Genomic DNA, 25,590 nt, shown 5'->3' on the forward strand with positions numbered 1-25,590 from the left:
CTTTCGCGTGGGCGGGGCCGGTGGCATCGGCGGGCGGCGGCGTCACCGGGACGTGTGCCTGTGACCGCCCGGCGGGCGGGCGCCTGGGCGCGGCCGCCGGCCGGGCGGGTGTCCGGGGAGGAGGGCCCTCAGGCCACCGACTCCTCGTAGCGGCGGACCAGTTCGGCCGTGCCCGCCTCGGTCGGTGAGCCGTGAAGGCGCATCCGGGCCACTCCGCCGTCGGGGAAGGCGTCGAGGCGTACGTGGGTGACCACGGCCTCGGCGTCCAGGACGAAGCGGTGCGCCGTGTCGGGCTGGAGCCTGGTGCGGGGGATGATCTCGAACCACTCGCCGTCGTCCCCGTCGCGGCCCTGGAGGCTGATCCAGCCGGCCGAGTTGCCCTTGAGGTACGCCGTGTCGATCTCGACGGCGCGCACCGCGCCCTGGGCGGGCAGGCGGAAGCGGACCCAGTCGTTCGTGTCGCGTACCCGGCGGCGGCGGTTCTCCCAGCCGTCGTCCATCTTGCGGGACGTGCCGGGCAGGATGATCTGGGCCGGCGAGGAGTAGAAGCGGTCCGAGGCGTCCTCGTACATCCCGCCGTTCAGGATGGAGAGCAGGTCGATCGTGCCGAGTGCGGCGATCCAGGCCGGGTCGGGGACGACCTCGCCGTGCACGCGGAGCCGGGCGATGCCGCCGTCGGGGTGCTGGCAGAGCCGGATGTGGGTGTAGCGCCGGTCGGAGGTGATCTCGAAGGGATTGGCCGCGTGGCCGCGCACGGGGGTCGGCGGGACGATCTCCTCCCATTTCACGTCGTCGGCGAGGAGCCGCTCGGGGCTCGGGGCGCCCTCGACGGCCGTGGCCTGGACGGAGACGCGCTGGGGGTAGTTGCCGCGGAAGTGCGCGGTGTCGACGACGAGGCCCCTGATGACGCCGGGAACGCCGAGGCGGACGATCGCCCAGTCGTGGTCGCCGGGAGCGGGGAAGGGGTGGTCCGCGTCGGCGCCACGGCGGCGGCGGGTCTCCCAGCCGTCCATGATCTTGCCCTTGTGGCCGAAGCGCTCGGGGTCGAAGACGGCGGGTTCACGGATCAGCAGGTTCTCTCGCTCGGCGAAGAACTCGTCGTTGGCGGCGACGACTCCCGCACCGAGCCGGCGGTCGGCGAGGTCGACGAGGTCGGTGAAGGGGAGTCCGGCGGCGTGGCGGTAGTCGGCGTACGGGTCGCCCCCGCCGTAGGGGGCCGCGTCGTTCGCGTGGGGGTCGGTGTCGTTGAATGCGGTCTCGCTCGCGTCGGTGGTCATGAACCGAGGGTCAGGCACACGGAACCGTCAGGTCCATCGAAAGTTTTCGTACGGTCTCTTCAGTTGTGCTTAACGGTTGGTCCCTCCGGCCCCTCGCGCGTCCTTCCGGCCCCTCGCGCGGCCATCCGGTCACGCCGCCGCGGGCTCCTCCGCCACCCGGCTCAGGGCGGCCAGCACGCGCGCCACCGCGGGGCCCCGCTCGGCGCCCTGCCTCACCGCGGCCACCACGTGCCGGTGCGGCCGGTCCGCCTCCAGGACCCGCATGGCCACCGTGTCGCCCCAGCGGTCGGCGGCCGACGCCATCCGGGGCACCAGCGCCACCCCCATGCCCGCCTCCACCATGGCCAGGATCGCGGTCCAGCCCGAGGCGCTGTGGGCCTGTTCCGGAACGAAGCCCGCCGCCTCGCACGCGGCCCTCGTGATCTCCGACCACGGACCGGAGCCGCCGAAGATCCAGGGCTCCGAGGCGAGATCGGCCAGCCTCAGGCCGGGGGTGCGGGCGAGGCGGTGGTCCGCGGGCAGCGCCACGTCGAGCGGGTCGGCGAGCAGCGGGACGAGGGTGAAGCGGGGGTCCCGGGCCGTCGGGGCGTGCGCCGCCAGGGACAGGGCGAGATCCACGTCCCCGGCCGAGAGCAGCTCGTAGGCCTGGGCCGCCTCCGCCTCCCGGACGCGCACCTCGGGCCCGGGGCGGTCGCCGGCACGCAGGAGCCGGACGGCCGGTACGACGAGGGCGGGTACGGCCGTCGAGAACGCGCCCACCCGCACCTGTCCGGCCTCGCCCCGCAGATAGCCGGTCAGTTCGGCGTCCGCCTGCTCCAGCCGGGCGAAGACGGCCTCGGCGTGGCCCAGCACCAGGTGGGCGGCGTCGGTCAGCCGGACCCGTCGCCCCTGCGCTTCGAGCAGCGGCACCCCCAGCTGCCTGGCGAGGTTGGTCAGCTGCTGCGACACCGCCGAGGGGGTCATGCGGAGGGCCTCGGCCGTCGCGGTGACCGTGCCCCGGTCGCGCAGCGTGCGCAGGATGCGGAGCTTCTTGACGTCCCACTCGGTCATGGGCGCAACCTACCCGGGAGCGGACATGCCGGTGCGCCGCGCGGTACGACCTACCGGCGGCGCACTCGGAAGAGCTGTCTAGGCCTGCTTCTTGGACTTGTCGAGGACCATGACGAGGCCCACGATCACCAGGAACAGGAGGATCGGCAGCGCGACGTAGAGACCCAGGGTCTCCAGCACGCTCAGCCCCGGACCCGGGTCGTCACCGTCGTCGCGGGTGAGCGCGAGCGCGGGGGACGACATGAGCAGCATCATCAGCGTCGTACCGGCCGCGACGGCGCCGGCGCGCATAGCGTTCTTCTTGTCCACGGTGCAAACGTAGCGAACGCCTACGACGGGCGCGCGTCCGGGGGTGCCGTACGGGCCCCCTCCGCGCCCCGACGCTTCGGCGCACCCCGGCCGTTCGGGTCGCCCGCGCCGCCCCGGGGCGGCGCGAGGACGGCCATCAGCCGGTGCAGCCGCGGTGACGCGGTGATCTCCTCCAGCGTGACCGGATGGCCCTCCCCGTCGGCGATGGGCAGGCGCCAGTTGGGGTACTGGTCCCAGGTGCCGGGGAGGTTCTGCGGACGCCGGTCGCCCACGGTGTCGGGGAGCCACACTCCCGCCATCCGGGCCGGGGTGCGCATCAGGAAGCGGTGCACGGCGCGCACGGCACCCTCCTCGTCCCCCGCGCCCTCGGGCAGCAGCCGGAGCCGGGCCAGGTAGGCGAGCCACTCCGCGGTGTCGGCGGCGTCCTCGGCCAGTTCCCGGTCCAGGTCCCGGGTGAGCAGACCGAGGCGGTGGCGGAGCGTCACATGGTCGCCCGTCAGCCGCGCGGCCGTGGACGGCAGATCGTGGGTGGTCGCCGTGGCGACGCAGTCCTCGCGCCACTTCTCGGGGGCGAGCGGGCGCCCGGTGCCGTCCCAGTCGCGCTCGAACCAGAGCACGGACGTGCCGAGCACCCCGCGCCGGGCGAGCGCCTCGCGCACCCCCGGCTCGACGGTGCCGAGGTCCTCCCCTATGACGACGGCACCGGCCCGGTGCGCCTCCAGCACGAGGACGGCGAGCATGGCCTCCGCGTCGTAGCCCACGTAGGTGCCCTCGGTGGGCGGACGGCCTTCGGGTACCCACCAGAGCCGGAAGAGGCCCATGACGTGGTCGATGCGCAGGGCCCCGGCGTGCGCGAGCAGTCCGCGCAGCAGGTTGCGGTACGGGGCGTACCCGGAGGCCGCGAGGGCGTCCGGGCGCCAGGGGGGCAGGCCCCAGTCCTGGCCGTGGGCGTTGAAGGCGTCGGGGGGCGCGCCGACGGACATGCCGTGCGCGAAGGCGTCCTGCTGGGACCAGGCGTCGGCACCGTCGGGGTGCACGCCCACGGCGAGGTCGTGGACGATCCCGACCGCCATGCCGGACTCCCGTGCGGCACTCTGGGCGGTGGCGAGCTGGGTGTCGGTGAGCCAGGCGAGCCGGCAGTGGAAGTCGACCCGGTCCATGAGGGCGGACCGGGCACGGGCGCTCTCCGGGGAGCGCGGGTCCCTCAGCCCCTCGGGCCACTCGCGCCACCGGGAGCCGTGCACCTCGGCCAGTGCGCACCACAGGGCGTGGTCCTCCAGGGCGCGCCCCTGCTCGGCGAGGAAGTCGCAGTAGGCGGCGCGGCGGCCGGGCGTCAGGGGGACCTCGTGGATCAGCTCCAGCGCCTGCTTCTTGAGTTCCCAGACGGCGTCACGGTCGATCAGCGCGCCCTTGTTCAGTACGGCTTCGCGCAGCGCGGCGGCTTCCTGGCGCAGGTCGTCGAGCGCGACCGTGCCGGGCTCGGGGACGTGGCCGTACTCCGGGACCGACTCGATGTGGAGGTGGACCGGGTCGGGGAAGCGCCGCGAGGAGGGCCGGTAGGGGGAGGGGTCGGTCGGCTTGCCGGGTACCGCCGCGTGCAGGGGGTTGACCTGCACGAATCCGCTGCCCAGGGTGCGGCCCGACCAGCCGGCGAGGTCGGCCAGGTCACCGAGGTCGCCCATGCCCCAGGAGCGGGCGGAGAGCAGCGAGTACAGCTGGACCAGGAAGCCGTGCGTCCGTCCGGGGGGCTGCGGCACGCGGTCCGGGGCGACGACGAGCGTGGCGGTGGCCCGGTGGCGGTCGGGGGTGCGGACGGTCAGCCGGTGGACGCCCGGCGGCGGTCCGGCCCACCAGGCGGGCACGGCAGCCGCACCCCGGGCCGGGGCCGGTGTCACCCGCATCGTCAGGGGCGAGGACGGTCCGGCGGCGTCCGGCTCGGGGGCGATCGTCACGGCCGTTCCGGGCGGCAGCGCGGTCAGCGGGGCCGGAAGCGGCTCTCCCGACCAGACCACCACCGTCCGCGGGAGCAGGCGGGAGGCCGCTGCGGACTCGGCCGCGGCGAGCGATCTCCCCACCTCGGCGGGCGTGGCGGCTTCGACGCCCAGCGCGGCGAGCACGGCCGTGACCGTGTCGTCGGGGACGGACACCGTGACATCCGCGGACGGGGAGAAGGAGGTGGCGACGCCGTGCAGTTCGGCGAGCCGGGACAAGCCCATTCAGACTCCTGGGGACTCCATGCCCCCTGCGGTGCCGGGTGCTGTCGGCTCGCTGGTCAGAGGGGCGACGGCGGCGAGCGGTGGCTCGCTCGTGAGAGGTGTGGCGTCGGCGAGCGGAGGCTCGCTGGTGAGCGGCGCGTCGGCGAAGGCGGCTTCGGCGGTCAGGTCGGAGACGTAGGCGAGCGGCAGCTCGCTGATCATCGGAGGGACGGGAGTAGGGGAGTTCTCGGCTGCCGGCGGATCGCAATCCATGAGGCTCGGTACCTGTTTGGAGAGGGCGGAGAGCAGAAGCTGTGCGGAAGCGGGCACGTCGGCCTCCTGGCCGTGGACGACAGGACAGGGCAGACCTACCCAGCCGGCGCGGCCGCAGACGTGAACGTGACATACGCGTTATACCAACGAGCTGAACGTGCCGTGGGTCACATTCGGTTCCCCACATGCCAGGTCTGGGCGGTTTTCGGCCACTCGGCAGCACCCCCGCGTCCGCCCCGCCCGGATCACACGCCACCTCCGGCATATCCGGCACAACGGCCATGCGCGTTGACACCCTCACGCCCGGATGGTGGGCTCGGACGTCACTGGCGGGGCGGAGTCAGGACGAAGGGGACACCGTGCGGATCGGACGCATGAGGCACGCGACGGCCGTCGCCGTCGCGGTGATCGGCGGACTGCTGGCCCCTACGGCACCCGCGGCGGCGGTCACGGCCGCCCCCGCGGCGACGGCGGCCCCCCGCACCGCCGTGCCCCTTCCGGAGGTCTGGCCGCGTCCGCAGTCCATCGAGGCCACGGGCCGCCCCGTGCCGCTGGGCACCGAGGTCACGCTCCTGGCCGGCGGCGAGGCCGACCCGTACGCCGTGGACGCGCTCCGGGACCTGCTCACCGACGCCGGTGTGCGCACGGTGCACGAGGTTCTGCCGGGCCGCGGCCCGGTGATCCGGCTCGGCGGTCCGGACGCGGGCCGCGCGCTGAGGGACCTGCGCGTCCCCGAGCGGACCGATCTGCCGTCCGGCGGCTACCGCCTCGCCACGGGGAGGACCGGGGGCCGCCCCACCGTCGTGATGGACGGGGTCGGCGAGGACGGCCTGTTCCACGCCGTCCAGACCCTGCGCCGGCTCGTCACGGACGGCGCAGTCGCGGGAGCAGTGGTCCGCGACTGGCCCGGCACCGCCGTGCGCGGGACGGCCGAGGGCTTCTACGGGCAGCCGTGGACCCAGGAGGAACGACTCTCCCAGCTCGCCTTCATGGGCCGTACGAAGCAGAACCGCTACCTCTACGCGGCCGGTGACGACCCCTACCGTCAGGCCCGCTGGCGCGAGCCGTACCCCGCGGACCGGCGTGCGGACTTCCGCGCCCTGGCCCGCAGGGCCCGGGCCGAGCACGTGACACTCGGCTGGGCCGTCTCCCCCGGGCAGGCCATGTGCCTGGCGTCCGAAGGTGACGTCAGGGCGCTGACACGGAAGCTCGACGCGATGTGGGACCTCGGGGTGCGGGCCTTCCAGCTCCAGTTCCAGGACGTGAGCTACAGCGAATGGCACTGCGACGAGGACGCGGAGACGTTCGGCAGCGGGCCGCGGGCCGCCGCCGCGGCGCAGGCCCGGGTCGCGAGCGCCGTCGCCCGGCACCTCGCGGACCGGCACCCGGACGCGGAACCGCTCGTGCTGATGCCCACGGAGTTCTACCAGGACGGCGCCACCGACTACCGCACCGCGCTGGCCGCCGGACTGGACCGCCGGGTGCAGGTCGCCTGGACCGGCGTCGGCGTCGTGCCGAGGACGATCACCGGGCGCGAGCTCGCGGGTGCGCGGGCCGCGTTCCGGCGCCCCCTGGTCACCATGGACAACTACCCGGTCAACGACTACGCGCAGGACCGGATCTTCCTCGGCCCCTACACCGGCAGGGACCCGGCGGTGGCGAGCGGCTCCGCGGCGCTGCTGGCCAACGCCATGAAGCAGCCGTCGGTGTCCCGCATCCCGCTGTTCACGGCGGCGGACTTCGCCTGGAATCCGAAGCACTACCGGCCGCAGGAGTCATGGCGGGCCGCCCTGGACGACCTCGCGGACGGGGACGCCTCCGCCCGGGCGGCCCTGGGCGCGCTGGCGGGCAACAGCGCCGCGTCGGTGCTGGGCGGCGACGAGTCCGCGTACCTGCGGCCGCTGCTCACCGCGTTCGAGGAGTCCCGCGCGGCCGGGGGCCCGGCCCGCGACAGGGCGGCGCGTGAGCTCAGGGCCGCGTTCGGCGTGATGCGGCAGGCCCCGACGCGCCTGGCGGGCACGGCGGACGGGCGCCTCGGGGACGAGGTGCGGCCGTGGACCGGACAGCTGGCCCGGTACGGCCGGGCGGGTGAACTGGCCGTGGACCTGCTGCGCGCGCAGGAGCGCGGCGACGGGTCCGGTGCCTACCGGGCCCTGCTGGCGCTGGAGCCGTTGCGCGAGGAGATCGGCGCGAGCCGGGCCACGGTGGGCCAGGGCGTCCTGGACCCGTTCCTGGACCGGGTCGTCTCGGATGCCGGGGCCTGGAACGGCACGGACCGCGACGCGGGCAGCGTGACCCGGACCGCGGACGGTTACACGGTCCGGCTCGGCCGGGCCCGCCCGCTGGAGGCCGTCACCACGATGACCCGGCCGGGTGGCGCCGCGGCGGACGGGGTCCTCCAGGCCCATGTGCCGGGCCGGGGCTGGCGCGGGATCGGCCGCCTCTCCGGGACCGGCTGGACGCAGACGGAGGGCAGGGGCCTGCGTGCGGACGCGCTGCGGGTGCTCCTGCCCTCGGCCCGGCCGTCGCTCGTGGACCCGTCGGCCCCGGGTGTCACCGGAGCGCCGCCGGCCGGGCGCGCGCCGGACGTGCGTGCGGTGGTCCCGTGGTTCGGCGACGAGCCGGCGGCGCGGCTGGCGCTCGTCCGGAGCAGGACGGACGCCGTCATCGGCGGTGGCACGCACCGGGTCGAGGCGCGGCTGGCCGCCGGCCGCCCCGCCGAGGTGAAGGGCAGGCTGACGGCGAAGGCGCCCGAGGGCATCGAGGTCGAGGTGCCGAAGCGGACGACGGTGCCGCGTGGCGCCCGCACCCACGTCCCGGTGGACATCACGGTGCCCGCGGGCACCCCGGCCGGCGAGTACGAGGTGCCGCTGAGCTTCGGCGGCGACAGGCGCACGCTGACCGTCCGGGCCTTCCCCCGCACGGCTGGACCGGACCTCGCGCGGACGGCGAGGGCATCCTCGTCGGGGGACGAGACCCCGGACTTCCCGGCCTCGGCGGCCTCGGACGGCGACCCCGGGACCCGCTGGTCCTCGCCGGTGGAGGACGGCGCGTGGTGGCAGGCCGAGCTGCCCCGGCCGGTACGGCTGGGACAGGTCGTGCTGCGCTGGCAGGACGCCTACGCCTCCCGCTACCGCGTCCAGGTCTCGGCCGACGGCCGCACCTGGCGTACGGCGGCCACCGTGCGGGACGGGGCCGGCGGGCGCGAGTCGGTCCGCATGGACGCGCGGGACACGCGCTTCATCCGGGTCCGGGGCGACGGGCGCGGGACCCGGTTCGGCTACTCGCTGTGGTCGGTGGAGGCCTACGCGGTCGCCGGACGTCCGTAAGGGCATACGGGACGGTCCGAGGCGGACGGACCGTCCCTGAGGGCGTACGGGACGGCCCCGAGGGCGGCCGGACGACGGTAAGGCGGGGCGGCGAGGGCCCGGCCGGTCGTGCTTCTCAGGCGGAGACGCCGTCGATGCGGGCCATCACGTCCTCCGCGCCGAACGGCTGGAGATAGGGCAGCCAGCGCGGATCGCGGTGCCCGGTCCCGATGATCCGCCAGGCGAGCCCGCTGGGCGGGGCGGGCTGGTGGCGCAGCCGCCATCCCAGTTCCGGCAGGTGGCGGTCGGCCTTGACGTGGTTGCAGCGGCGGCAGGCGGCCACCACGTTCTCCCAGGCGTGCTGTCCGCCGCGGCTGCGCGGAATGACGTGGTCGACGCTGGTGGCGGCGGCCCCGCAGTACATGCAGCGGCCCCCGTCCCTCGCGAAGAGGGCCCGGCGTGTGAGGGGGACGGGGCCCCGGTAGGGGACCCGCACGAACCGCTTCAGGCGGACGACGCTCGGTGCCGGCACGGCCCGGGTGGCACTGTGCATGAAGGCGCCGGACTCCTCGAGGCAGATGGCCTTGTTCTCGAGGACGAGGACGAGTGCGCGGCGCAGAGGTACGACGCCGAGCGGCTCGTACGAAGCGTTGAGAACCAGGACGTGCGGCACGTGGATGCCTCCTTGTACGCCGGCGACGCGTGGCTCGCGCCGGGACGATCCGATCTCAGTCTCTCCTCATGCCTGGTCCGAGCGCCACCACGTGCGGGTAACGGGCCGGAGGGATTTTCCTCACCACCCGGCCGTGCGCGGGCCCCGGACGTCCCGGAACCGGCGCCCGTACCGGGCTGCGGACCCCGCATGAGATGGGCCACACACCGTGTATCCCCGCGTGAGCCCCGTCTCTCCCCCCGCCGGAGCAACGAACCACTCCTCCGGCTTCGTTAGTGTTGACGGTCTGCCGTCGCCCCACCTGGAGGTCCTTGTCGTGCCCTTGTCCGCCCTCCTGGCCGTCGCCCCGTCACCCGGGACCCCCGGCTCGCTGGACGAAGCAGCCGAGCGGGCCGGGAACGCCGCGGGCTGGGTCGAGGAGAACTGGTCCACCTGGCTGAACACCGGTCTGCGCATCATCCTGATCGCCGCCATCGCGCTCGTGCTGCGCTATCTGATCCGGCGGGCCCTCACCAACCTCATCGACCGGATGAACCGCAGTGCCCAGGCGGTGGAAGGCACCGCTCTCGGCGGTCTGCTGGTCAACGCGGAGCGTCGCCGCCAGCGCTCGGAGGCGATCGGCTCCGTCCTGCGCTCGGTCACGTCGTTCCTGATCCTGGGCACCGCCTCGCTGATGATCCTCGGCGCCTTCAAGATCGACCTGGCTCCGCTGCTGGCCTCCGCGGGTGTGGCGGGTGTGGCGCTGGGCTTCGGCGCCCGCAACCTCGTCACCGACTTCCTCTCCGGCGTCTTCATGATCCTGGAGGACCAGTACGGCGTCGGCGACCAGATCGACGCGGGCGTGGCCTCCGGCGAGGTCATCGAGGTCGGCCTGCGGGTCACCAAGCTGCGCGGCGACAACGGAGAGATCTGGTACGTCCGCAACGGTGAGGTGAAGCGGATCGGCAACCTCAGCCAGGGCTGGTCCACGGCCGGCGTCGACGTCACGGTCCGCCCCTCCGAGGACCTGGACGCCGTCCGCAGCGCGATCAGCGGCGCGGCCGAGGCCATGACCAAGGAGGAGCCCTGGTCGGAGCGGCTGTGGGGTCCGGTGGAGGTACTCGGCCTGGACGCGGTGCTGCTCGACTCGATGACGGTGCGGGTCACGGCGAAGACCATGCCGGGCAAGTCGCTGGGCGTGGAGCGAGAGTTGCGCTGGCGCATCAAGCAGGCGCTCGACTCGGCCGGCATCCGGATGGTCGGCGCCCTGCCGCTCGCGGCGGACGGCGAGTCCACCGCCGATCCGACGGCGGGCATGGCGGCTCCCTCCGCGTACGCGTCGACGACCTCGCCGCAGTCACTGGCCGCGACGCCGATACCGCCGCCGAACCTCACGAAGTGACGCGTCCGGACATCACGACGGAGCTGACGGGGGTGTCCTCGCGCCTTGCGCGGGGCACCCCCTTCCGCCCGCTCCCCTGAGCCCTCGCCCGGCGGAGGCCGTTCCGCCCGATCCGCCCCCGCAGGTAACGCTTCGGTTGCCTCGGGGGCGTTTTCCATTGACGGCCGGATGACGTCCGCCTACGTTCCTCAATGAACAGGAAACTTTCCTAACAGAGGGCAGGTGTCACTCATGGCCGGAACCACCCCGGGTACCCCCCGCGTGCTGCGCGCCATGAACGACCGGGCGGCCCTCGACCTGCTGCTGGAGCACGGCCCGCTCACCCGCACGAGGATCGGGAAGCTGACGGGCCTGTCCAAGCCCACCGCGTCGCAGCTCCTGGCCCGGCTGGAGGCGGCGGGACTCGTCGTCGCCACCGGCACGAGCGAGGGGCGGCCCGGCCCCAGCGCCCAGTTGTACGCGGTCCACGCGGGGGCCGCCCATGTGGCGGGGCTCGACGTGACCGCCCAGCGGATCGTCGCGGCCGTCGCGGACGTGACCGGCGCGACCGTCGGCACGTACGAACTGCCCACCTCCAAACGGCGCGCCGGAGGCGTGGTACGGCAGGTGACGGACGCCCTGGACGGCGCGGTCAAGGACGCCGGCATCACCCGGGCCGACATCCACCGGGTCGTCATCGGCACCCCCGGGGCGTTCGATCCCGGCACGGGCCGGCTGCGCTACGCCTCGCACCTGCCCGGCTGGCACTCCCCCACGCTGCTGGACGAGCTGGCCGCCATCCTGCCGATGCCCGTGGAGTACGAGAACGACGTGAACCTGGTCGCGGTCGCCGAACAGCGGCTCGGCGCGGCCCGTGGTCACGAGGACTTCGTCCTCCTGTGGAACGAGGAGGGCCTCGGAGCCGCCCTCGTGATCAACGGCCGGCTGCACCGCGGCTTCACCGGCGGTGCGGGCGAGGTCGGCTTCCTGCCCGTGCCCGGCACCCCGCTGGTGCGCCAGGTGGTGAAGGCGAACGCCGGTGGTTTCCAGGAACTGGCGGGCGCCCAGGCCGTACCGAGGCTCGCCACCGCCCTCGGCATCGAGACCCCGCACCAGCCGTACACCGAGGTCGCCGCGGGCCTCCTCGCCCGCGCCGCCGCGGAGTACGAGCGGGACCCCTCCCTCACCGAGCTCCTGCGGCAGTACGCGCAGCGCCTCGCCACCGGGCTCGCGTCCGTCACGGCCGTGCTCGACCCGGGGCTGATCGTCCTCTCGGGCGGACTGGTCTCGGCCGGCGGTGAGCGGCTGCTGTCCCTGGTCCAGTCCGAGCTCGCCGAACTGGCCGCGTCGCGGCCCCGGCTGGCCCTCGGGCTGATCGACCGGCACCCGGTCCTGCGGGGCGCCCTGGAACGCGCCCTGGCGGACACCCGCGACGAAGTGTTCGACACCTCCCGCTGACCCCCCGGCACTCCCCCGCACCTCCCGCTCCACCCTCTGTCCCTCTCCTCCTTCTCCTTCTTCCCCTGCCCCTGGGAGCTTTGTCATGCGCAGAAGCCGCACGATGACCACCACGGCCGTCGCCGTCGCCGCGATCTCGGTACTCGCCACCGCCTGTACGGGCCAGACCGATTCCGGGGCGAACGACGATCCGAACGCGAAGACCACGATCAACTTCTGGCACGGCTGGAGCGCGCCCTCCGAGGTGAAGGCCGTCCAGGACAACGTCGACCGGTTCGAGAAGACCCACCCCAACATCACCGTCAAGGTCGTCGGCAACATCAACGACGACAAGCTCAACCAGGCGCTGCGCGCGGGGGGTTCGAACGGTCCGGACGTGGTGTCCTCCTTCACCACCTCGAACGTGGGCAAGTTCTGCTCGTCCGGGGCCTTCGCCGACCTCGGCCCGTTCATCGAGAAGTCGAAGCTGGACCTGGAGAAGACCTTCCCCAAGGTCCTGCTGGACTACACGCAGTTCGAGGGCAAGCGCTGCGCGCTGCCGCTGCTCGCCGACGCGTACGGGCTCTACTACAACAAGGACGCCTTCGAGAAGGCCGGCATCACCGCGCCGCCGAAGACGATGTCCGAGCTGGCCTCGGTCGCGAAGAAACTGACGGTGAGCAAGGGCGACAGCTACGAGCAGCTGGGCTTCATGCCGACCTTCCACGGCTACGAGACGGTCGCCGACCACTACCTGTCCTCGTGGGACCACGCGTACTTCGACGCCGCCGGCAAGTCGAACATCGCCCAGGACCCGGCGTTCGCCGAGATGTTCACGTACCAGAAGAAGCTGGTCGAGGACCTCGGCGGATACGCGAAGCTGGAGAAGTACCGGGGCACGTTCGGTGACGAGTGGGGGGCGAAGCACCCCTTCCACACCGGCCAGGTCGCGATGCAGCTGGACGGCGAATGGCGCCTCGGCATGGCGTCGGACGCCAAGGTGCCGTTCGAGATCGGCGTGGCCCCCATGCCGGTCGCCGACGACGAGGCCGACAGCTACGGCAAGGGCTTCCTGTCCGGCACGATCATGGGCATAGCCCCGGCCAGCAAGAAGCAGAACGCGGCCTGGGAGCTCATGAAGTTCATGACCAGCGACACGCAGGCGGTGGTCGACTTCGCGAACGGCATCCGCAATGTGCCGTCCACCTTCGAGGCGCTGAAGTCGCCCGGCCTGAAGTTCGACCCGCGCTTCAAGACGTTCCTCGACATCGCGCAGCACCCGAAGTCCAGCACCCCGGACGGCGCGGTCAACGGCTCGACGTACCAGCAGACCATCCAGGACTTCGGCTTCCAGTACGAGAAGGGCGCGGTGAAGGACCTGAAGGCCGGTCTGGCGAAGACCGCCGAGCAGATCGACACCGACATCGCCAAGGCGGAGTAGTCCCCGATGACCACGCACACACTCCGCTCCAAGCGCCGCAGGTCGGCGCTGCGGACGGCGGCCTTCATGTCGCCCTGGCTGATCGGGTTCGCCGTCTTCTTCGCGTACCCGATGATCTCGACGGTGTACTTCTCGTTCATGAGGTACGACGGCTTCGGGGCGCCGTCGTTCAACGGGCTGACGAACTGGACGTACGTCTTCACCGACTACCCGATGTTCTGGCCCTCGCTGCGCAACACGCTGTGGCTGGTGCTCGTCATGGTCGGCTGCCGGGTGGTGTTCGGACTCGGCATCGGCATGCTGATCACGAAGATCAAGACGGGCACAGGGCTGTTCCGCACCTTCTTCTACCTGCCCTACCTCGCGCCGCCGGTGGCCGCGACGCTGGCCTTCGTCTTCCTGCTGAACCCGGGGACGGGCCCGGTCAACGCGATCCTGGGCGACCTGGGGCTGCCGGCCCCGGGCTGGTTCAACGACGCCTCCTGGTCCAAGCCCGCGCTCACGATGCTCGCGGTGTGGGGCATCGGGGACCTCATGGTGATCTTCATGGCGGCGCTCCTCGACGTGCCCCGTGAGCAGTACGAGGCGGCCGAGCTGGACGGCACGTCGGCCTGGCAGCGCTTCCGCTTCGTCACGCTGCCGAACATCTCGCCGATCGTGCTGTTCGCGGTGGTCACGGGGGTGATCCAGGCGATGCAGTACTACACGCAGCCGCTCGTGGCCGGGAAGGTCGCGTCGGGGGTGATCGGCGGCTCGGGGCAGCAGTTCGAGCCGGGGTATCCCGACAAGTCGACACTCACGCTGCCCCAGCTCGTCTACAACCTCGGCTTCCAGCGCTTCGACTACGGCTCCGCCTGTGTCGTCGCCCTCGTCCTGTTCGCCCTGGCCATGGCCTTCACCGCACTGCTGATGCGGGGCCGCAACAACCTGATCCAGGCCGGTGACTGAGCCATGACCCAACTCCTCGACCCGCCCCGGGCCCTCACGGCCGACGAGGCGCCCACGCCCGCCGAGCGCACCGCGCGCCGCAAGGCGCTGCTGCACTGGATCGCGGTGCACTCCCTGGGCGTCGCGGCCGCGCTGTTCTTCGTCCTGCCGTTCGTCTTCGTCCTGCTGACCTCGCTGATGAGCGACCAGCAGGCGCTGACCAGGGACCTCACGCCCGACACCTGGGAGTGGGAGAACTACCGGCGGGTCCTCGACACCCCGGGATTCCTGACCTGGTGGCGCAACACCCTCCTGTACGCGGGGGTGGGAACCGTCCTGACGGTGCTCTCGTCCGTGCCCGTCGCCTACGCGCTGGCGAAGTTCCGCTTCAGGGGACGCCGGCTCTCCCTGATGCTCGTCATCTCGATGATGATGCTGCCGCCGCAGGTCGTCATCATCCCGATGTACCTGTTCTGGGCGAAGCAGCTGGACCTCTCCGGCACGCTCTGGCCGCTGATCATCCCGATGGCGTTCGGCGACGCGTTCTCCATCTTCCTGCTGCGGCAGTTCCTCCTCACCATCCCCGACGAGTACCTGGACGCGGCGAAGGTCGACGGCTGCGGCGAGTTCCGCACCCTCGTCAAGGTCGTGCTGCCGATGGCCAGGCCCGGCATCGCGGCGATCGCCCTGTTCCAGTTCTTCGCCGCGTGGAACGACTACTTCGGGCCGCAGATCTACGCCTCCGAGAACCCGGCTGCCTGGACACTGAGTTACGGCCTGGAATCCTTCAAGGGCGCGCACCACACCGACTGGAACCTGACCATGGCCGCGACCGTTCTGGTCATGGCCCCCGTGATCGCCGTCTTCTTCTTCGCCCAGAAGGCATTCGTCGAGGGCGTCACACTGACCGGAGTAAAGGGCTGACATGAAGCTCGCAGTAGTGGGTGGCGGGTCCACCTACACACCCGAACTGATCGACGGTTTCGCACGTCTGCGGGACACCCTGCCCGTCGAGGAGCTGGTGCTCGTCGACCCGGCGGCCGACCGGCTGGAACTCGTCGGCGGCCTGGCGCGGCGGATCTTCGCCAAGCAGGGCCACCCGGGGCGGATCACGACCACGGCCGACCTGGACGCGGGGGTGGAGGGCGCCGACGCGGTGCTGCTCCAGCTGCGCGTCGGCGGGCAGGCCGCGCGCAACCAGGACGAGACCTGGCCGCTGGAGTGCGGCTGCGTCGGCCAGGAGACCACCGGGGCCGGCGGCCTCGCCAAGGCGCTGCGCACGGTGCCGGTCGTCCTGGACATCGCCGAGCGGGTCCGGCGCACCAACCCGGACGCCTGGATCATCGACTTCACCAACCCGGTCGGCATCGTGACCCGGGCCCTCCTCCAGGCCGGTCACAAGGCCGTGGGCCTGTGCAACGTCGCGATCGGCTTCCAGCGGAAGTTCGCGCGGCTCCTGGACGTCGCGCCGCGTGAGGTGCACCTCGACCACGTCGGGCTCAACCACCTCTCGTGGGAGCTCGGGGTGCGCCTCGGCGGCCCGGACGGCGAGGACGTCCTGCCGAAGCTGCTGGCGGAGCACGGCGACACGATCGCGGGCGACCTGCGCATGCCCCGGCAACTCGTGGACCGGCTCGGTGTCGTCCCCTCGTACTACCTGCGCTACTTCTACGCGCACGACGAGGTCGTCCGGGAGCTCGGCACGAAGCCGTCCCGGGCGGCGGAGGTCGCCGCGATGGAGAAGGAACTCCTGGCCATGTACGGCAATCCGGCGCTGGACGAGAAGCCGGAGCTGCTCGCCAAGCGCGGCGGCGCCTACTACTCGGAGGCGGCCGTCGACCTGGCGGCCTCCCTGCTCGGCGGGGGCGGCTCCGCGGTGCAGGTGGTCAACACGTACAACAACGGGACGCTGCCGTTCCTCCCCGACGACGCGGTGATCGAGGTCCAGGCCCGCGTGGACGGCACGGGCGCCGTCCCGCTCGCGGTCCCGGCCCTCGACCCGCTGTACGCGGGACTCGTCGGGTCCGTCACGGCGTACGAGGACCTGGCGCTGGACGCCGCCCTGCGCGGCGGCCGGGACCGGGTGTTCAAGGCGCTGCTCTCGCACCCGCTCGTGGGCCAGTTCGAGTACGCCGAGGCGCTCACGGACCGGCTGATCGCGCACAACCGGGAGCACCTGGCGTGGGCGTGAACGCATCGGTCCTCGCCATCGACGCGGGGAACAGCAAGACCGATGTGGCACTGATCGGCGAGGACGGCAGGGTCCTGTCCACGGCGCGCGGCGGCGGCTTCCAGCCGCCGGTCGTCGGGGTGGAGCCGGCCGTCGACATCCTGGCGGCGGTGGTCGGGCAGGCGCTCGCGCGGTGCGAGGAGGACGTCACGGGCGTCGCCCATGTGTCGGCCTGCCTGGCGAACGCCGATCTGCCCGTCGAGGAGGCCGAGCTGACCGAGGCTCTGCTGCGGCGCGGCTGGGGCGGCACGGTGGAGGTGCGCAACGACACCTTCGCGATCCTGCGCGCCGGGGTGGACGAGCCGCGCGGGGTGGCCGTCGTGTGCGGTGCCGGGATCAACTGCGTGGGCATGGTGCCCGACGGCCGCACCGCGCGCTTCCCCGCCATCGGGCGCATATCCGGTGACTGGGGCGGTGGTTCGGGGCTCGCGGACGAGGCGCTGTGGTTCGCCGCGCGGGCCGAGGACGGCCGCGGGGAGCCGACGGAGCTGGCCCGTGCGCTGCCGGGGCACTTCGGGCTCGGTTCGATGTACGAGCTGATAGAGGCGCTGCACAGGGGACTGATCCCCGACGGGCGCCGCCACGAGCTGACGCCGGTGCTGTTCGCGACGAGCGCCGCCGGGGATGACGTGGCGGGCGCCCTGGTGGACCGTCTGGCGGACGAGGTCGTCGCCATGGCGTCCGTCGCGCTGGACCGGCTCGGGCTGCTCGCCGAGGAGGTTCCCGTGGTGCTGGGGGGCAGCGTCCTCGCCGCACGGCACCCCAGGCTGGACGGCAGGATCGCGGAGCTGCTCGCCGGGCGCGCCCCCCGGGCGGCGGTACGCGTGGTCGCCCAGCCCCCGGTGCTGGGAGCCGCGTTGCTGGGTCTCGACCATGTGGCGGCGCCCCCGGCGGCCCACGGGAGGCTGCGCTCGTACTACGCCTGACACAATGACACCACTGGTGGGGGCGTCACGCGGCTTCGGCGCCGCGCGACGCCCCTTCCGCACGGGAACCGAACCGTCACGCCGTACGTGTTCATGGTGGGGGAGAGGGATCCGGTGCGCATCCGGTTGTTCCTGGTGGATACGGGTCCGTGCGGCCATACTTCTGGCCGGGCGCCAGTCCTCCTCGGCAGGGGGCCGGGGCCGTCGTCAGTGACCGAGGGGGAGGTCGAGTGACATACCCGCCGAGCGGGACCGCACCGCGGGATCCCGCGCCCGGGCCGCGGGAAGCGTCCGTGGGCGTACCCGCGCCGCGCCGTGGCGCCCGGACAGCCGCCGTCGGCCGGCTGCGCTCCGCGGCGACGACCGAACCGGGCCGGCTGCAGATCTTCGGCGCCGTACTCGCCCTGCTGGTCGTGGTGTTCGGCGCGGTCACGTACCTGGAGATCGCCGCCCGGGCCGAGGCCGCGCACGACGTGGTGACCCGCAGTCAGCCGCTGAGCGCGGACGCGGCGGACATCTACCGTTCGCTGGCGGACGCGGACACGATGGCGGCGAGCGGCTTCCTGGCGGGGGCGCAGGAGCCGAAGGACGTGCACGAGCAGTACGAGCGGGACATCAAGGAGGCCTCCAGGCTCCTGGTGAAGGCCGCGGCGAGCACCGACGCCTCGACCTCCTCGCACCGCGAGATCACCACCCTGGGCGAGCTGCTGCCCGAGTACACCGGGCTGGTGGAGCGGGCGCGGGCCAACAACCGGCAGGGGCTTCCGCTCGGCGGCGCCTACCTCCGGTACGCCAACCAGAAGATGACGAACGAACTCCTCCCCGCGGCGGAGCGGCTGTACGCCGCGGAGACCGGCAGGCTCGCCACCGACTCGTCCGACGCCCGCAGGTGGCCGTTCCTCTCGCTGGCCGCGGGCGTCGTGACGCTGGCCGCGCTGGTGTGGATGCAGCGGCGCAACTACCGCAGGACGAACCGCGTCCTCAACCACGGGCTGGTCGCCGCGACGGCCGCGGCGACCGTGGTGCTGCTGTGGCTGGCCGTCGGGCACACGGTGGCCAGGGCCGAGATGCGCGACGCGATGGTCCACGGCCAGGAGTCCCTCGACGTCCTGAACAAGGCCAGGATCAACTCGCTGAAGGCGCGCGCCAACGAGAACCTCACGCTGGTCGCCCGGGGGGCGGTGCTCACCCCGGACGGCACGCGGGACAAGTACGAGACCGACTACGGCACGGGCATGAAGGCCCTCGCCGCACAGCTCGCCGGCGCGGAGAAGCTCGCCGACGACTCCAGTGGGAGCAAGCCGGTGGCGAGTGCCATCACCAGTGTGACCGAGTGGCAGAACCGCCACCGGAAGGCCCGGACGACGGACGACCGGGGCGACTACGACGGTGCGCTGAAGCAGATCATCGGCCCGAAGGGCTCCACGGGCGAGTGCTTCGAACTGGTCGACGGCGCACTGCGGCAGGCGCTCGCCCATGAGCAGGGCGAGTTCGACACCGCCGCCAGGAGCGGGCGCGGAGCGCTGGGCGGGCTGCCGGCCGGGGCGGCCGTCCTCGCCGTACTGGGTGCGGTCGCCGCGATCGTCGGGGTCAACCGCAGGCTCTCGGAGTACCGGTGAGGGGACGAGCGATGACCGGGGCGAAAGGCTGGGCCGCACGCGGCAGGCTGCGCGGCTGGGGCGGCGTGACGGGAATGGCGGTCGCCTGCGCCGTGACGGCCTGCCTCACGCTGCTGCCGCTCGCGCACGGCGACGGGACGTTCGGCGCCGCGGGTGCCGGGCACGGCGCCACCGCGACGGTGCCGATGAAGGCCGCCGACACCTGCGAGGACCCGGAGGCGAGCCTCCCCCCGTCGGGTGCCGACGGCCCGAACGTCGCGAAGATCCGCGAGCGCGGGAAGCTGATAGCCGGCGTCGACCAGAACAGCTTCCGGTGGGGGTACCGCAATCCGGAGACCGGCACCCTCGAGGGGTTCGACATCGACCTGGTGCGGGCCATCGCGAAGGACGTCCTCGGCGACCCCGACGCGGTGATCTTCCGTGCCATACCGACCAACCAGCGCATCGAGGCACTGGAGCACGACCGGGTCGACGTCGTGGTGCGGACGATGACGATCAACTGCAAGCGCCTCGACCAGGTCGCGTTCTCCACGGCGTACTTCCAGGCCGGTCAGCAGGTGCTGGCCCCGAAGGACTCGGACATCAGCGGGTACGACGACTCGCTGAAGGGGAAGCGGGTCTGCACGGCCGAGGGCTCCACGGCGTACGACGCGCTGAACGAGAGGTCCTACGGCGCGGTGTTCGAGGACGAGCACGAGGGCACCGCTCAGGACCCCGACCGCCTGACCGTGCCCAACCAGCTGGACTGCCTGGTCCGGCTGCAGCTCGGCGAGGTCGACGCCGTGGTCACGGACAACGCGCTGGCGGCCGGCCAGGCGGCGCAGGACCCGGCGGTCGAGCTCAAGGGCGACAAGCCGTTCACCACCGAGTACTACGGCGTCGCCGCCAAGCTCGGCGCCGACGACCTGGTGGCGCGGGTCAACAAGGTGCTGGACGACTACCGCCGGGGCGGGGCCGACAGCCCCTGGATGGTGTCGTACCGCAAGTGGCTGGCGACGGGCCTGCCGGGGATCACCGGACCCCCGGCCCCGAAGTACCGGAGCAACTGACCAGTCCGGGCCCCGGCCCGGCGAATCGAGCGGAGAGGTGATCGATGGGCGTGGCGGGATCCTTCCCCAGCTTCGCGGGGAGGCCCCCCGGCCCGGTCATGGGCCGGGACGAGGCGGACCGTACGCTGGCCCGGCTCGGTGCGGAGCGCGAGGCCATCGAGACCTCGCTGTTCGCCCTGGAGGAACACGCCGGCCGCAGGCTCCTGGAGGGCGCCGGCCTGACCGGTGTCACCCAGGAGCGCTGGGCCTCCGCCGAGCGGTCGATCACCCTGCTGTGGACGTACTTCGAGGCCTATGCCGGGGCCCTGGCCTCGGCGCGCGAGATCCGGGCCAGGCGCCGCTATCCGGGCAGGAGCGACCTGATGGCCCTGACCGACCTGCTGCGCGGCGACGGCGTGACCGTCGCGAGACGGGGAGCGGCCGGCCCGGGCCCCTCGCTCACCGGCCCCGCCCGGCTCTCCGAGCGGTTCACGCTGGAGGAGCTGGTGGCCCGGATGAACGACCTGTACGCCCATGCCCTGGACGTGGTCCTCTCGGCGGACTCCGTGTGGTCGGCTCTGCCCGCCCGGATAGACCTGCTGGCCGCCGAGCTGCGCCGCACCGGGTCGCTGGCGCACTCCGTCGGTGTGCGTCCCGGGGAGCATCCGGCAGGGGACGACCTGGTGTCGATCGCCGAGGAACTGACCGCGCTGCGGGCGCAGGTGATCTCCGATCCGCTGGCGTTCTGGACGCCGGGTCCGGGCAGCGCCGCGCCCGGCGGAGGGCGCCCGGACACCGCACGCTACGACCGGGCGGCCCGTGCCCTGGAGGAGGTGCGCCGCGAGATCGAGGCGGTGCTCGCGGTCCGGCAGGACGCCGATCAGCGCCTGGCCCAGGTGCGTGACCTGCTGTCCCGGGCGAACCGCACGCTCACCGAGGCGCGTTCGGCACGCGGCGAGGTGCTGGCGAAGATCGCCGCCTCGGAGGTGCCCGCGGTGAGCGGCCCGCCCACCGCGCTGCACGAACGGCTGGCGGCCGCGGCGGAGTACCGCAGGCACGCCCAGTGGAACCGGCTGTCACCGCTGCTCGACTCGCTGGAGCGGGAGGCGGAGGACGAGCTGATGCGCGCCCGGGAGTCGCTGACGTCCGTCACGGCGCCGCTCGCCGTGCGGGCGGAGCTGCGCGGCAGGCTGGACGCCTACCGGGCGAAGGTGACCCGGCACGGCCTGGCGGAGGATCCGCTCCTGATCGAGCGCTACGACGCGGCCCGCCGGATGCTGTGGAGCGCCCCGTGCGATCTGCGCGTCGCCGGACAGGCGGTGCTGCGCTACCAGCAGGCCGCGACCGATCTGCTGACACCGCGCTCCCGGGGCGGCCACGACGGACAGGGGGAGACATCATGAGTGCGCAGTGCCAGCGCCCGGGTTGCGAGGGCGGTTACGAGGACATGGGCGGCGGTGAGCTGTACTGCGACACGTGCGGTCTCGCACCGGTCGTGTCCCCGACGGGCATGGTGAGTTCGCCGCCCACGGGCATCGCGGGCGGCGGGGCCGGCGGCCGCGGGAGCGGCAGCACCTCGCAGCGGACCGGCTCGCGGGCGTCGTCCCGTTCGTCGACCTCCCGGCGTTCGGTCTCCGGGCGGCTCTCGCGCTCGCTGTCCGGTTCCTCCGCCTCGCGCTCGGTGTCGGTCCGCTCCTCGGGGTCCTCGACGGCCTCCGCCTCCGGGCGCGGCAGGCTGGGCGTGGGGCTCGTCCTCGTCCCGGACGTGCCGAGGCCCGATCCGCGTACGGCGGTGATGGAGAATCCCGAGGTGCCCGAGAGGAAGCGATTCTGCTCGCGGTCCGACTGCGGCGCCCCGGTGGGCCGCTCCCGCGGCGAGCGGGCCGGCCGCACGGAGGGGTTCTGCACGAAGTGCGGCCATCCGTACTCGTTCGTGCCCAAGCTGCGCGGCGGCGACGTCGTGCACGGCCAGTACGAGGTGGCGGGCTGTCTGGCGCACGGCGGGCTCGGCTGGGTCTACCTCGCGGTGGACCGCGCGGTCTCGGACCGCTGGGTGGTGCTCAAGGGCCTGCTGGACACCGGTGACCAGGACGCCATGGCCGCGGCCATCTCCGAGCGGCGCTTCCTGGCGGAGATCGAGCACTCCAACATCGTCCGGATCTACAACTTCGTGGAGCACCTGGACCAGCGCACCGGTTCGCTGGACGGCTACATCGTCATGGAGTACGTCGGCGGCAAGGCGCTGAAGGAGATCGCCAACGAGCGCCGCACCCCGGCCGGGAAGCGGGACCCGCTGCCGGTGGAACAGGCCTGCGCGTACGGCATCGAGGCGCTGGAGGCGCTCGGCCACCTGCACAGCCGCAACCTGCTGTACTGCGACTTCAAGGTCGACAACGCCATCCAGACCGAGGACCAGCTCAAGCTCATCGACATGGGCGCGGTGCGCAGGATGGACGACGACGAGTCGGCCATCTACGGGACCGTCGGCTACCAGGCCCCCGAGGTCGCGGAGACCGGGCCGTCCGTCGCCTCCGACCTGTACACGGTCGCCCGGACGCTCGCGGTCCTCACCTTCGACTTCCAGGGCTACACGAACGTCTTCGTGGACTCACTGCCCGACCCGGACAACATCGACGTGTTCCGCCGGTACGAGTCGTTCTACCGGCTCCTCGTGCGCGCCACCGACCCGGACCCGGCCCGCCGGTTCTCCTCCGCCGGGGAGATGGCCGAGCAGCTGACGGGGGTCCTGCGCGAGGTCGTCGCCCTGCAGACGGGCCGGCCGCGACCCGCGCTCTCGACGCTCTTCGGCACGGAAGTCCGGGTGACGGACACGGAGTTGTTCGCAGAGCCGGCGGGCGACGCGTCGGCGCTCGGTGCCCGGCGGGCCCCGGCTGCGGGCCGGGGCCGTCCCGGACGGCGCGGCACACCGGCCCCGGTTCCCCCCGCGCCCGCTCCGGCCCCCGCCTTCCCCCCGCCGCTCGCCGCCGCCCCGCAGGGTGCGTCCCCGGGTGCGGCTGCGGTGCACGCGCCGGACACCCACGTGCGGGCGGGCACGGGGGGCTCCGCCCCGGCACGGGCCGCCGTCCCGGCCCCGCGCGCACCGGCGGCCCCGGCCCCCGTGCCGCTCCCCGCCGCCTACGCGGGGGCCGGCCCGCGGCTCGCCGTGTTCGACGCGCGGGCCACCGCGCTGGCCCTCCCGGTCCCCCGGGTCGACCCGAACGACCCGAACGCGGGTTTCCTGGCCGGGGTGATGGCGTCGGCGCCCGCCGAACTGGTCGCGGCACTGCGCTCCGTGCCGGCGGCCTCGCTGGAGACCCGCCTCCGGGAGCTCCGCGCCCGTCTGGAGATGGGCGAACCCGGCTCCGCCGAACGGGTCCTGACCTCGGTGGAGGGCCGGCACCCGGACGACTGGCGGGTCGTGTGGTACCGGGGGGTCACCTCCCTGGTGACCGGTGACCGGGAGGGCGCGGCACTGTCCTTCGACGCGGTCTACGACGCCTTCCCGGGGGAGCCGGCTCCGAAGCTGGCCCTGGGGATCTGCGCCGAGCTGCTGGGCCAGCTGGACAACGCGGCGGAGTACTACCGCCTGGTGTGGACGACCGATCCGAGCTTCGTCAGCGCCGCGTTCGGCCTGGCCCGGGTACAGATCGCCGCCGGGGACCGCGCCGGAGCGGTGCACACCCTGGAGTCCGTACCGGAGTCGTCGATCCACTACACGGCGGCCCGGGTGGCCGCGGTGCGCGCCCGGCTGCGCGAGCGCGCGCCCCAGGAGCCGCTGCTCGACGACCTGTCGGCCGCCGCGGACCAGGTGACGGCGTTGCAGGGATACGGCCTGGACGCGGTGCGCCGAGAGCAGTTGTCGACCGAGGTGCTGGGGACGGCGCTCGACTGGGTACTCTCCGGTAGTCCCACGGCTCGGCCGGCCGCTCCGTCCTCCCCCGCAGCCGCGGGCCCGAGAACGGTGCTCGGCAGTGAGCTGGACGAGCGGGGCCTCAGGTTCGGCCTCGAACGCTCGTACCGGATACTCGCCCGGCTCGCGCAGCGGGGCGACGAGAGGATCGAACTGGTGGAGCGGGCCAACCGTTTCCGCCCCCGGACCTGGGTGTGAAGATGTCACAGATCCACCAGCGGGCCTCCTTGCCGGGGTGCCCCAGCTGCGAGGAACCGCTGGAGCCGGGCGACCTGTTCTGCGGGGCGTGCGGATACGACCTCTCGGCCGTGCCCGCTCCCCCCGGGGACCGCCCCACCGTCGCCATCACGGTGCCGGCGCAGGGCGCGGAGGCCGGGGCGGCCGCTCCGGTGGAGTGGCCGGCCGCCTCCGGGACCGACAGCTCCGACCTGCCCGCTCCCACGCACCGCCCGGCCGACCTGCCGGGCGTGGACTCGGGCGGGCGGCCCCTCGCGGCCTCGGCGCCGGCGGCCGTCCGCCACGACGAGCCGGACGGCGCCGGCGGAGAACGCGGCGGTGCGGCGGCCGACTTCGAGCTCGCCGCGCCCGATCCCCGCACGGTCGAGCACGCGACCGCGGGGGGCGCGGCGGCGAAGGTCTGCGTGGCCTGCCGCTCGGGTCATGTCGATCCGGACGGCTACTGCGAGAACTGCGGCCATGCCCAGCCTCGCGAGCGGGACCACATGGAGCAGGAGCTCGGCGCCGTGGCCGCGGTCAGCGACCGCGGGCTGCGGCACCACCGCAACGAGGACGCGTTCGCGGTGTCCTGCACGGGCCTGCCGGACGGTTCGCCCGCCGTGGTGGCCATCGTGTGCGACGGCGTCTCGTCGGCGAGCCGGCCGGACGAGGCGTCCGCCGCCGCGGCTCGCGCCGCGAACGAGGCGCTGCTGGAGTCGCTGCCGCGCGGCACGCATCCGCAGACTGCCATGCACGAGGCGATCGTGGCGGCCTCCGAGGCCGTCAACGCCCTCGCGCAGGAATCCGGCCGGGCGCTGGAGCACGACCAGCACCGCCACCAGAACGCCCCCGCCTGCACCCTGGTCGGCGCGATCGCGGCCGGGGGTCTGCTGGTCGTCGGCTGGGTGGGCGACAGCCGTGTCTACTGGGTGCCCGAGGACCGTGCCCACCCGCCGGCCCGGCTCACGGAGGACGACTCCTGGGCGGCGCAGATGGTCGCGACCGGCCTGATGAACGAGGCGGAGGCGTACGCCGACGAGCGCGCCCACGCCATCACGGGCTGGCTCGGCGCCGACGCGTACGAACTGGAGCCGCACACCGCGTCCTTCAAACCGGACCGGCCCGGGCTGGTGGTGGTGTGCACCGACGGTCTGTGGAACTACGCGGAGGCCGCGGCGGAGATGGCGGCGGCCCTGCCGCCCGACGCCCACGAACGGCCGCTGCACGGTGCCCAGGTGCTGGTGGGTCACGCGCTCGACGGCGGGGGCCACGACAACGTAACAGTGGCGCTGCTGCCGTTCGCCGTGGTGCCCGCGGGGGCAGGATCCGCCTAGCCACGTCCGGTCCGCCCGGTGGGTCCGGTGATCCGTCCTGCCCTACGCCCTTAACGTCCCACGTCCTGAACCCGGCC

The 25,590-nt window shown here is 73.3% G+C and carries 19 protein-coding genes; 13 read left to right on the forward strand and 6 right to left on the reverse strand.

The window, feature by feature from the left end; all coding sequences use genetic code 11:
• Positions 1-128: 128 nt before the first annotated feature.
• The 5 genes from alc to OHT61_RS10990 form a co-directional block, all read right to left on the reverse strand.
• A complete protein-coding gene (alc, locus tag OHT61_RS10970; RefSeq protein WP_329037311.1) occupies positions 129-1,277 on the reverse strand; it encodes an allantoicase in 1,149 nt (382 codons plus the stop codon).
• A 129-nt stretch (positions 1,278-1,406) separates the two neighbouring features.
• Positions 1,407-2,327: a LysR family transcriptional regulator gene (locus OHT61_RS10975; protein ID WP_329037313.1), complete on the reverse strand. Its 921-nt coding sequence runs from the start codon at positions 2,325-2,327 to the stop codon at positions 1,407-1,409.
• A gap of 78 nt (positions 2,328-2,405) precedes the next feature.
• Positions 2,406-2,636 (reverse strand): hypothetical protein, encoded by a 231-nt coding sequence (locus OHT61_RS10980; protein WP_443049399.1) that lies wholly within the window; start codon positions 2,634-2,636, stop codon positions 2,406-2,408.
• 20 nt (positions 2,637-2,656) lie between these two features.
• Positions 2,657-4,852 carry a 4-alpha-glucanotransferase gene (gene malQ / locus OHT61_RS10985; protein WP_329037315.1) on the reverse strand — a complete coding sequence of 732 codons (2,196 nt, stop codon included), beginning with the start codon at positions 4,850-4,852 and terminating at the stop codon, positions 2,657-2,659.
• Positions 4,853-5,161, reverse strand: coding sequence for a hypothetical protein (locus tag OHT61_RS10990; protein WP_329037318.1), 309 nt, complete (start codon positions 5,159-5,161; stop codon positions 4,853-4,855).
• A 302-nt stretch (positions 5,162-5,463) separates the two neighbouring features.
• On the opposite strand from OHT61_RS10990, the gene OHT61_RS10995 reads away from it, so the two are divergent.
• Positions 5,464-8,433 carry a beta-N-acetylglucosaminidase domain-containing protein gene (locus OHT61_RS10995; RefSeq protein WP_329037320.1) on the forward strand — a complete coding sequence of 990 codons (2,970 nt, stop codon included), beginning with the start codon at positions 5,464-5,466 and terminating at the stop codon, positions 8,431-8,433.
• A 115-nt stretch (positions 8,434-8,548) separates the two neighbouring features.
• On the opposite strand, the gene OHT61_RS11000 is transcribed toward OHT61_RS10995, so the two are convergent.
• Complete coding sequence (locus OHT61_RS11000) at positions 8,549-9,085, reverse strand: HNH endonuclease (protein WP_053928608.1); 537 nt, start codon at positions 9,083-9,085, stop codon at positions 8,549-8,551.
• A gap of 316 nt (positions 9,086-9,401) precedes the next feature.
• Between OHT61_RS11000 and OHT61_RS11005 the strand changes: the two genes are divergently transcribed.
• The 12 genes from OHT61_RS11005 to OHT61_RS11060 all read left to right on the forward strand — a co-directional run bounded on the left by OHT61_RS11005 (position 9,402) and on the right by OHT61_RS11060 (position 25,513).
• Entirely contained in the window at positions 9,402-10,466 is a 1,065-nt protein-coding gene (locus tag OHT61_RS11005) for a mechanosensitive ion channel family protein (protein WP_329037326.1), read from the forward strand.
• Between the two features lie 231 nt (positions 10,467-10,697).
• Positions 10,698-11,903, forward strand: a complete 1,206-nt coding sequence (locus tag OHT61_RS11010; protein WP_329037328.1) for an ROK family transcriptional regulator — start codon at positions 10,698-10,700, stop codon at positions 11,901-11,903.
• A gap of 85 nt (positions 11,904-11,988) precedes the next feature.
• Positions 11,989-13,323, forward strand: coding sequence for an ABC transporter substrate-binding protein (locus OHT61_RS11015; RefSeq protein WP_329037329.1), 1,335 nt, complete (start codon positions 11,989-11,991; stop codon positions 13,321-13,323).
• Positions 13,324-13,329: 6 nt separating this feature from the next.
• Positions 13,330-14,271, forward strand: coding sequence for a carbohydrate ABC transporter permease (locus tag OHT61_RS11020; RefSeq protein WP_329037331.1), 942 nt, complete (start codon positions 13,330-13,332; stop codon positions 14,269-14,271).
• Positions 14,272-14,274: 3 nt separating this feature from the next.
• A complete protein-coding gene (locus tag OHT61_RS11025) occupies positions 14,275-15,174 on the forward strand; it encodes a carbohydrate ABC transporter permease (RefSeq protein WP_329037333.1) in 900 nt (299 codons plus the stop codon).
• A gap of 1 nt (position 15,175) precedes the next feature.
• Complete coding sequence (locus OHT61_RS11030; RefSeq protein ID WP_329037335.1) at positions 15,176-16,441, forward strand: 6-phospho-beta-glucosidase; 1,266 nt, start codon at positions 15,176-15,178, stop codon at positions 16,439-16,441.
• On the forward strand, positions 16,432-17,406 hold the full coding sequence (locus tag OHT61_RS11035; RefSeq protein ID WP_329037337.1) for an N-acetylglucosamine kinase: 975 nt from the start codon (positions 16,432-16,434) through the stop codon (positions 17,404-17,406). Before OHT61_RS11030 ends, OHT61_RS11035 begins: the two co-directional genes overlap by 10 nt.
• A 230-nt stretch (positions 17,407-17,636) precedes the next feature.
• Positions 17,637-19,025 carry a hypothetical protein gene (locus tag OHT61_RS11040; RefSeq protein ID WP_443049400.1) on the forward strand — a complete coding sequence of 463 codons (1,389 nt, stop codon included), beginning with the start codon at positions 17,637-17,639 and terminating at the stop codon, positions 19,023-19,025.
• A gap of 11 nt (positions 19,026-19,036) precedes the next feature.
• Positions 19,037-20,074 (forward strand): glutamate ABC transporter substrate-binding protein, encoded by a 1,038-nt coding sequence (locus tag OHT61_RS11045; protein ID WP_329037340.1) that lies wholly within the window; start codon positions 19,037-19,039, stop codon positions 20,072-20,074.
• Between the two features lie 44 nt (positions 20,075-20,118).
• Complete coding sequence (locus OHT61_RS11050) at positions 20,119-21,456, forward strand: hypothetical protein (RefSeq protein ID WP_329037342.1); 1,338 nt, start codon at positions 20,119-20,121, stop codon at positions 21,454-21,456.
• On the forward strand, positions 21,453-24,161 hold the full coding sequence (locus tag OHT61_RS11055) for a serine/threonine-protein kinase (RefSeq protein ID WP_329037344.1): 2,709 nt from the start codon (positions 21,453-21,455) through the stop codon (positions 24,159-24,161). The genes OHT61_RS11050 and OHT61_RS11055 overlap by 4 nt, the downstream gene beginning before the upstream one ends.
• A gap of 2 nt (positions 24,162-24,163) precedes the next feature.
• The gene (locus OHT61_RS11060; RefSeq protein WP_329037347.1) at positions 24,164-25,513 is read left to right on the forward strand and encodes a PP2C family serine/threonine-protein phosphatase; all 1,350 of its coding nucleotides are present in this window, start codon (positions 24,164-24,166) and stop codon (positions 25,511-25,513) included.
• The last annotated feature ends 77 nt before the right edge of the window (positions 25,514-25,590 follow it).

This window comes from Streptomyces sp. NBC_00178, assembly GCF_036206005.1.
Classification (GTDB): domain Bacteria; phylum Actinomycetota; class Actinomycetes; order Streptomycetales; family Streptomycetaceae; genus Streptomyces.

Bases quoted from the DNA above. Each gene is read 5' to 3' on its own strand.
- alc (WP_329037311.1), bottom strand. From the start codon at position 1,277: ATGACCACCGACGCGAGCGAGACCGCATTCAACGACACCGACCCCCAC.
- OHT61_RS10975 (WP_329037313.1), bottom strand. From the start codon at position 2,327: ATGACCGAGTGGGACGTCAAGAAGCTCCGCATCCTGCGCACGCTGCGC.
- malQ (WP_329037315.1), bottom strand. From the start codon at position 4,852: ATGGGCTTGTCCCGGCTCGCCGAACTGCACGGCGTCGCCACCTCCTTC.
- OHT61_RS11010 (WP_329037328.1), top strand. From the start codon at position 10,698: ATGGCCGGAACCACCCCGGGTACCCCCCGCGTGCTGCGCGCCATGAAC.
- OHT61_RS11015 (WP_329037329.1), top strand. From the start codon at position 11,989: ATGCGCAGAAGCCGCACGATGACCACCACGGCCGTCGCCGTCGCCGCG.
- OHT61_RS11020 (WP_329037331.1), top strand. From the start codon at position 13,330: ATGACCACGCACACACTCCGCTCCAAGCGCCGCAGGTCGGCGCTGCGG.
- OHT61_RS11025 (WP_329037333.1), top strand. From the start codon at position 14,275: ATGACCCAACTCCTCGACCCGCCCCGGGCCCTCACGGCCGACGAGGCG.
- OHT61_RS11030 (WP_329037335.1), top strand. From the start codon at position 15,176: ATGAAGCTCGCAGTAGTGGGTGGCGGGTCCACCTACACACCCGAACTG.
- OHT61_RS11045 (WP_329037340.1), top strand. From the start codon at position 19,037: ATGACCGGGGCGAAAGGCTGGGCCGCACGCGGCAGGCTGCGCGGCTGG.
- OHT61_RS11050 (WP_329037342.1), top strand. From the start codon at position 20,119: ATGGGCGTGGCGGGATCCTTCCCCAGCTTCGCGGGGAGGCCCCCCGGC.
- OHT61_RS11055 (WP_329037344.1), top strand. From the start codon at position 21,453: ATGAGTGCGCAGTGCCAGCGCCCGGGTTGCGAGGGCGGTTACGAGGAC.
- OHT61_RS11060 (WP_329037347.1), top strand. From the start codon at position 24,164: ATGTCACAGATCCACCAGCGGGCCTCCTTGCCGGGGTGCCCCAGCTGC.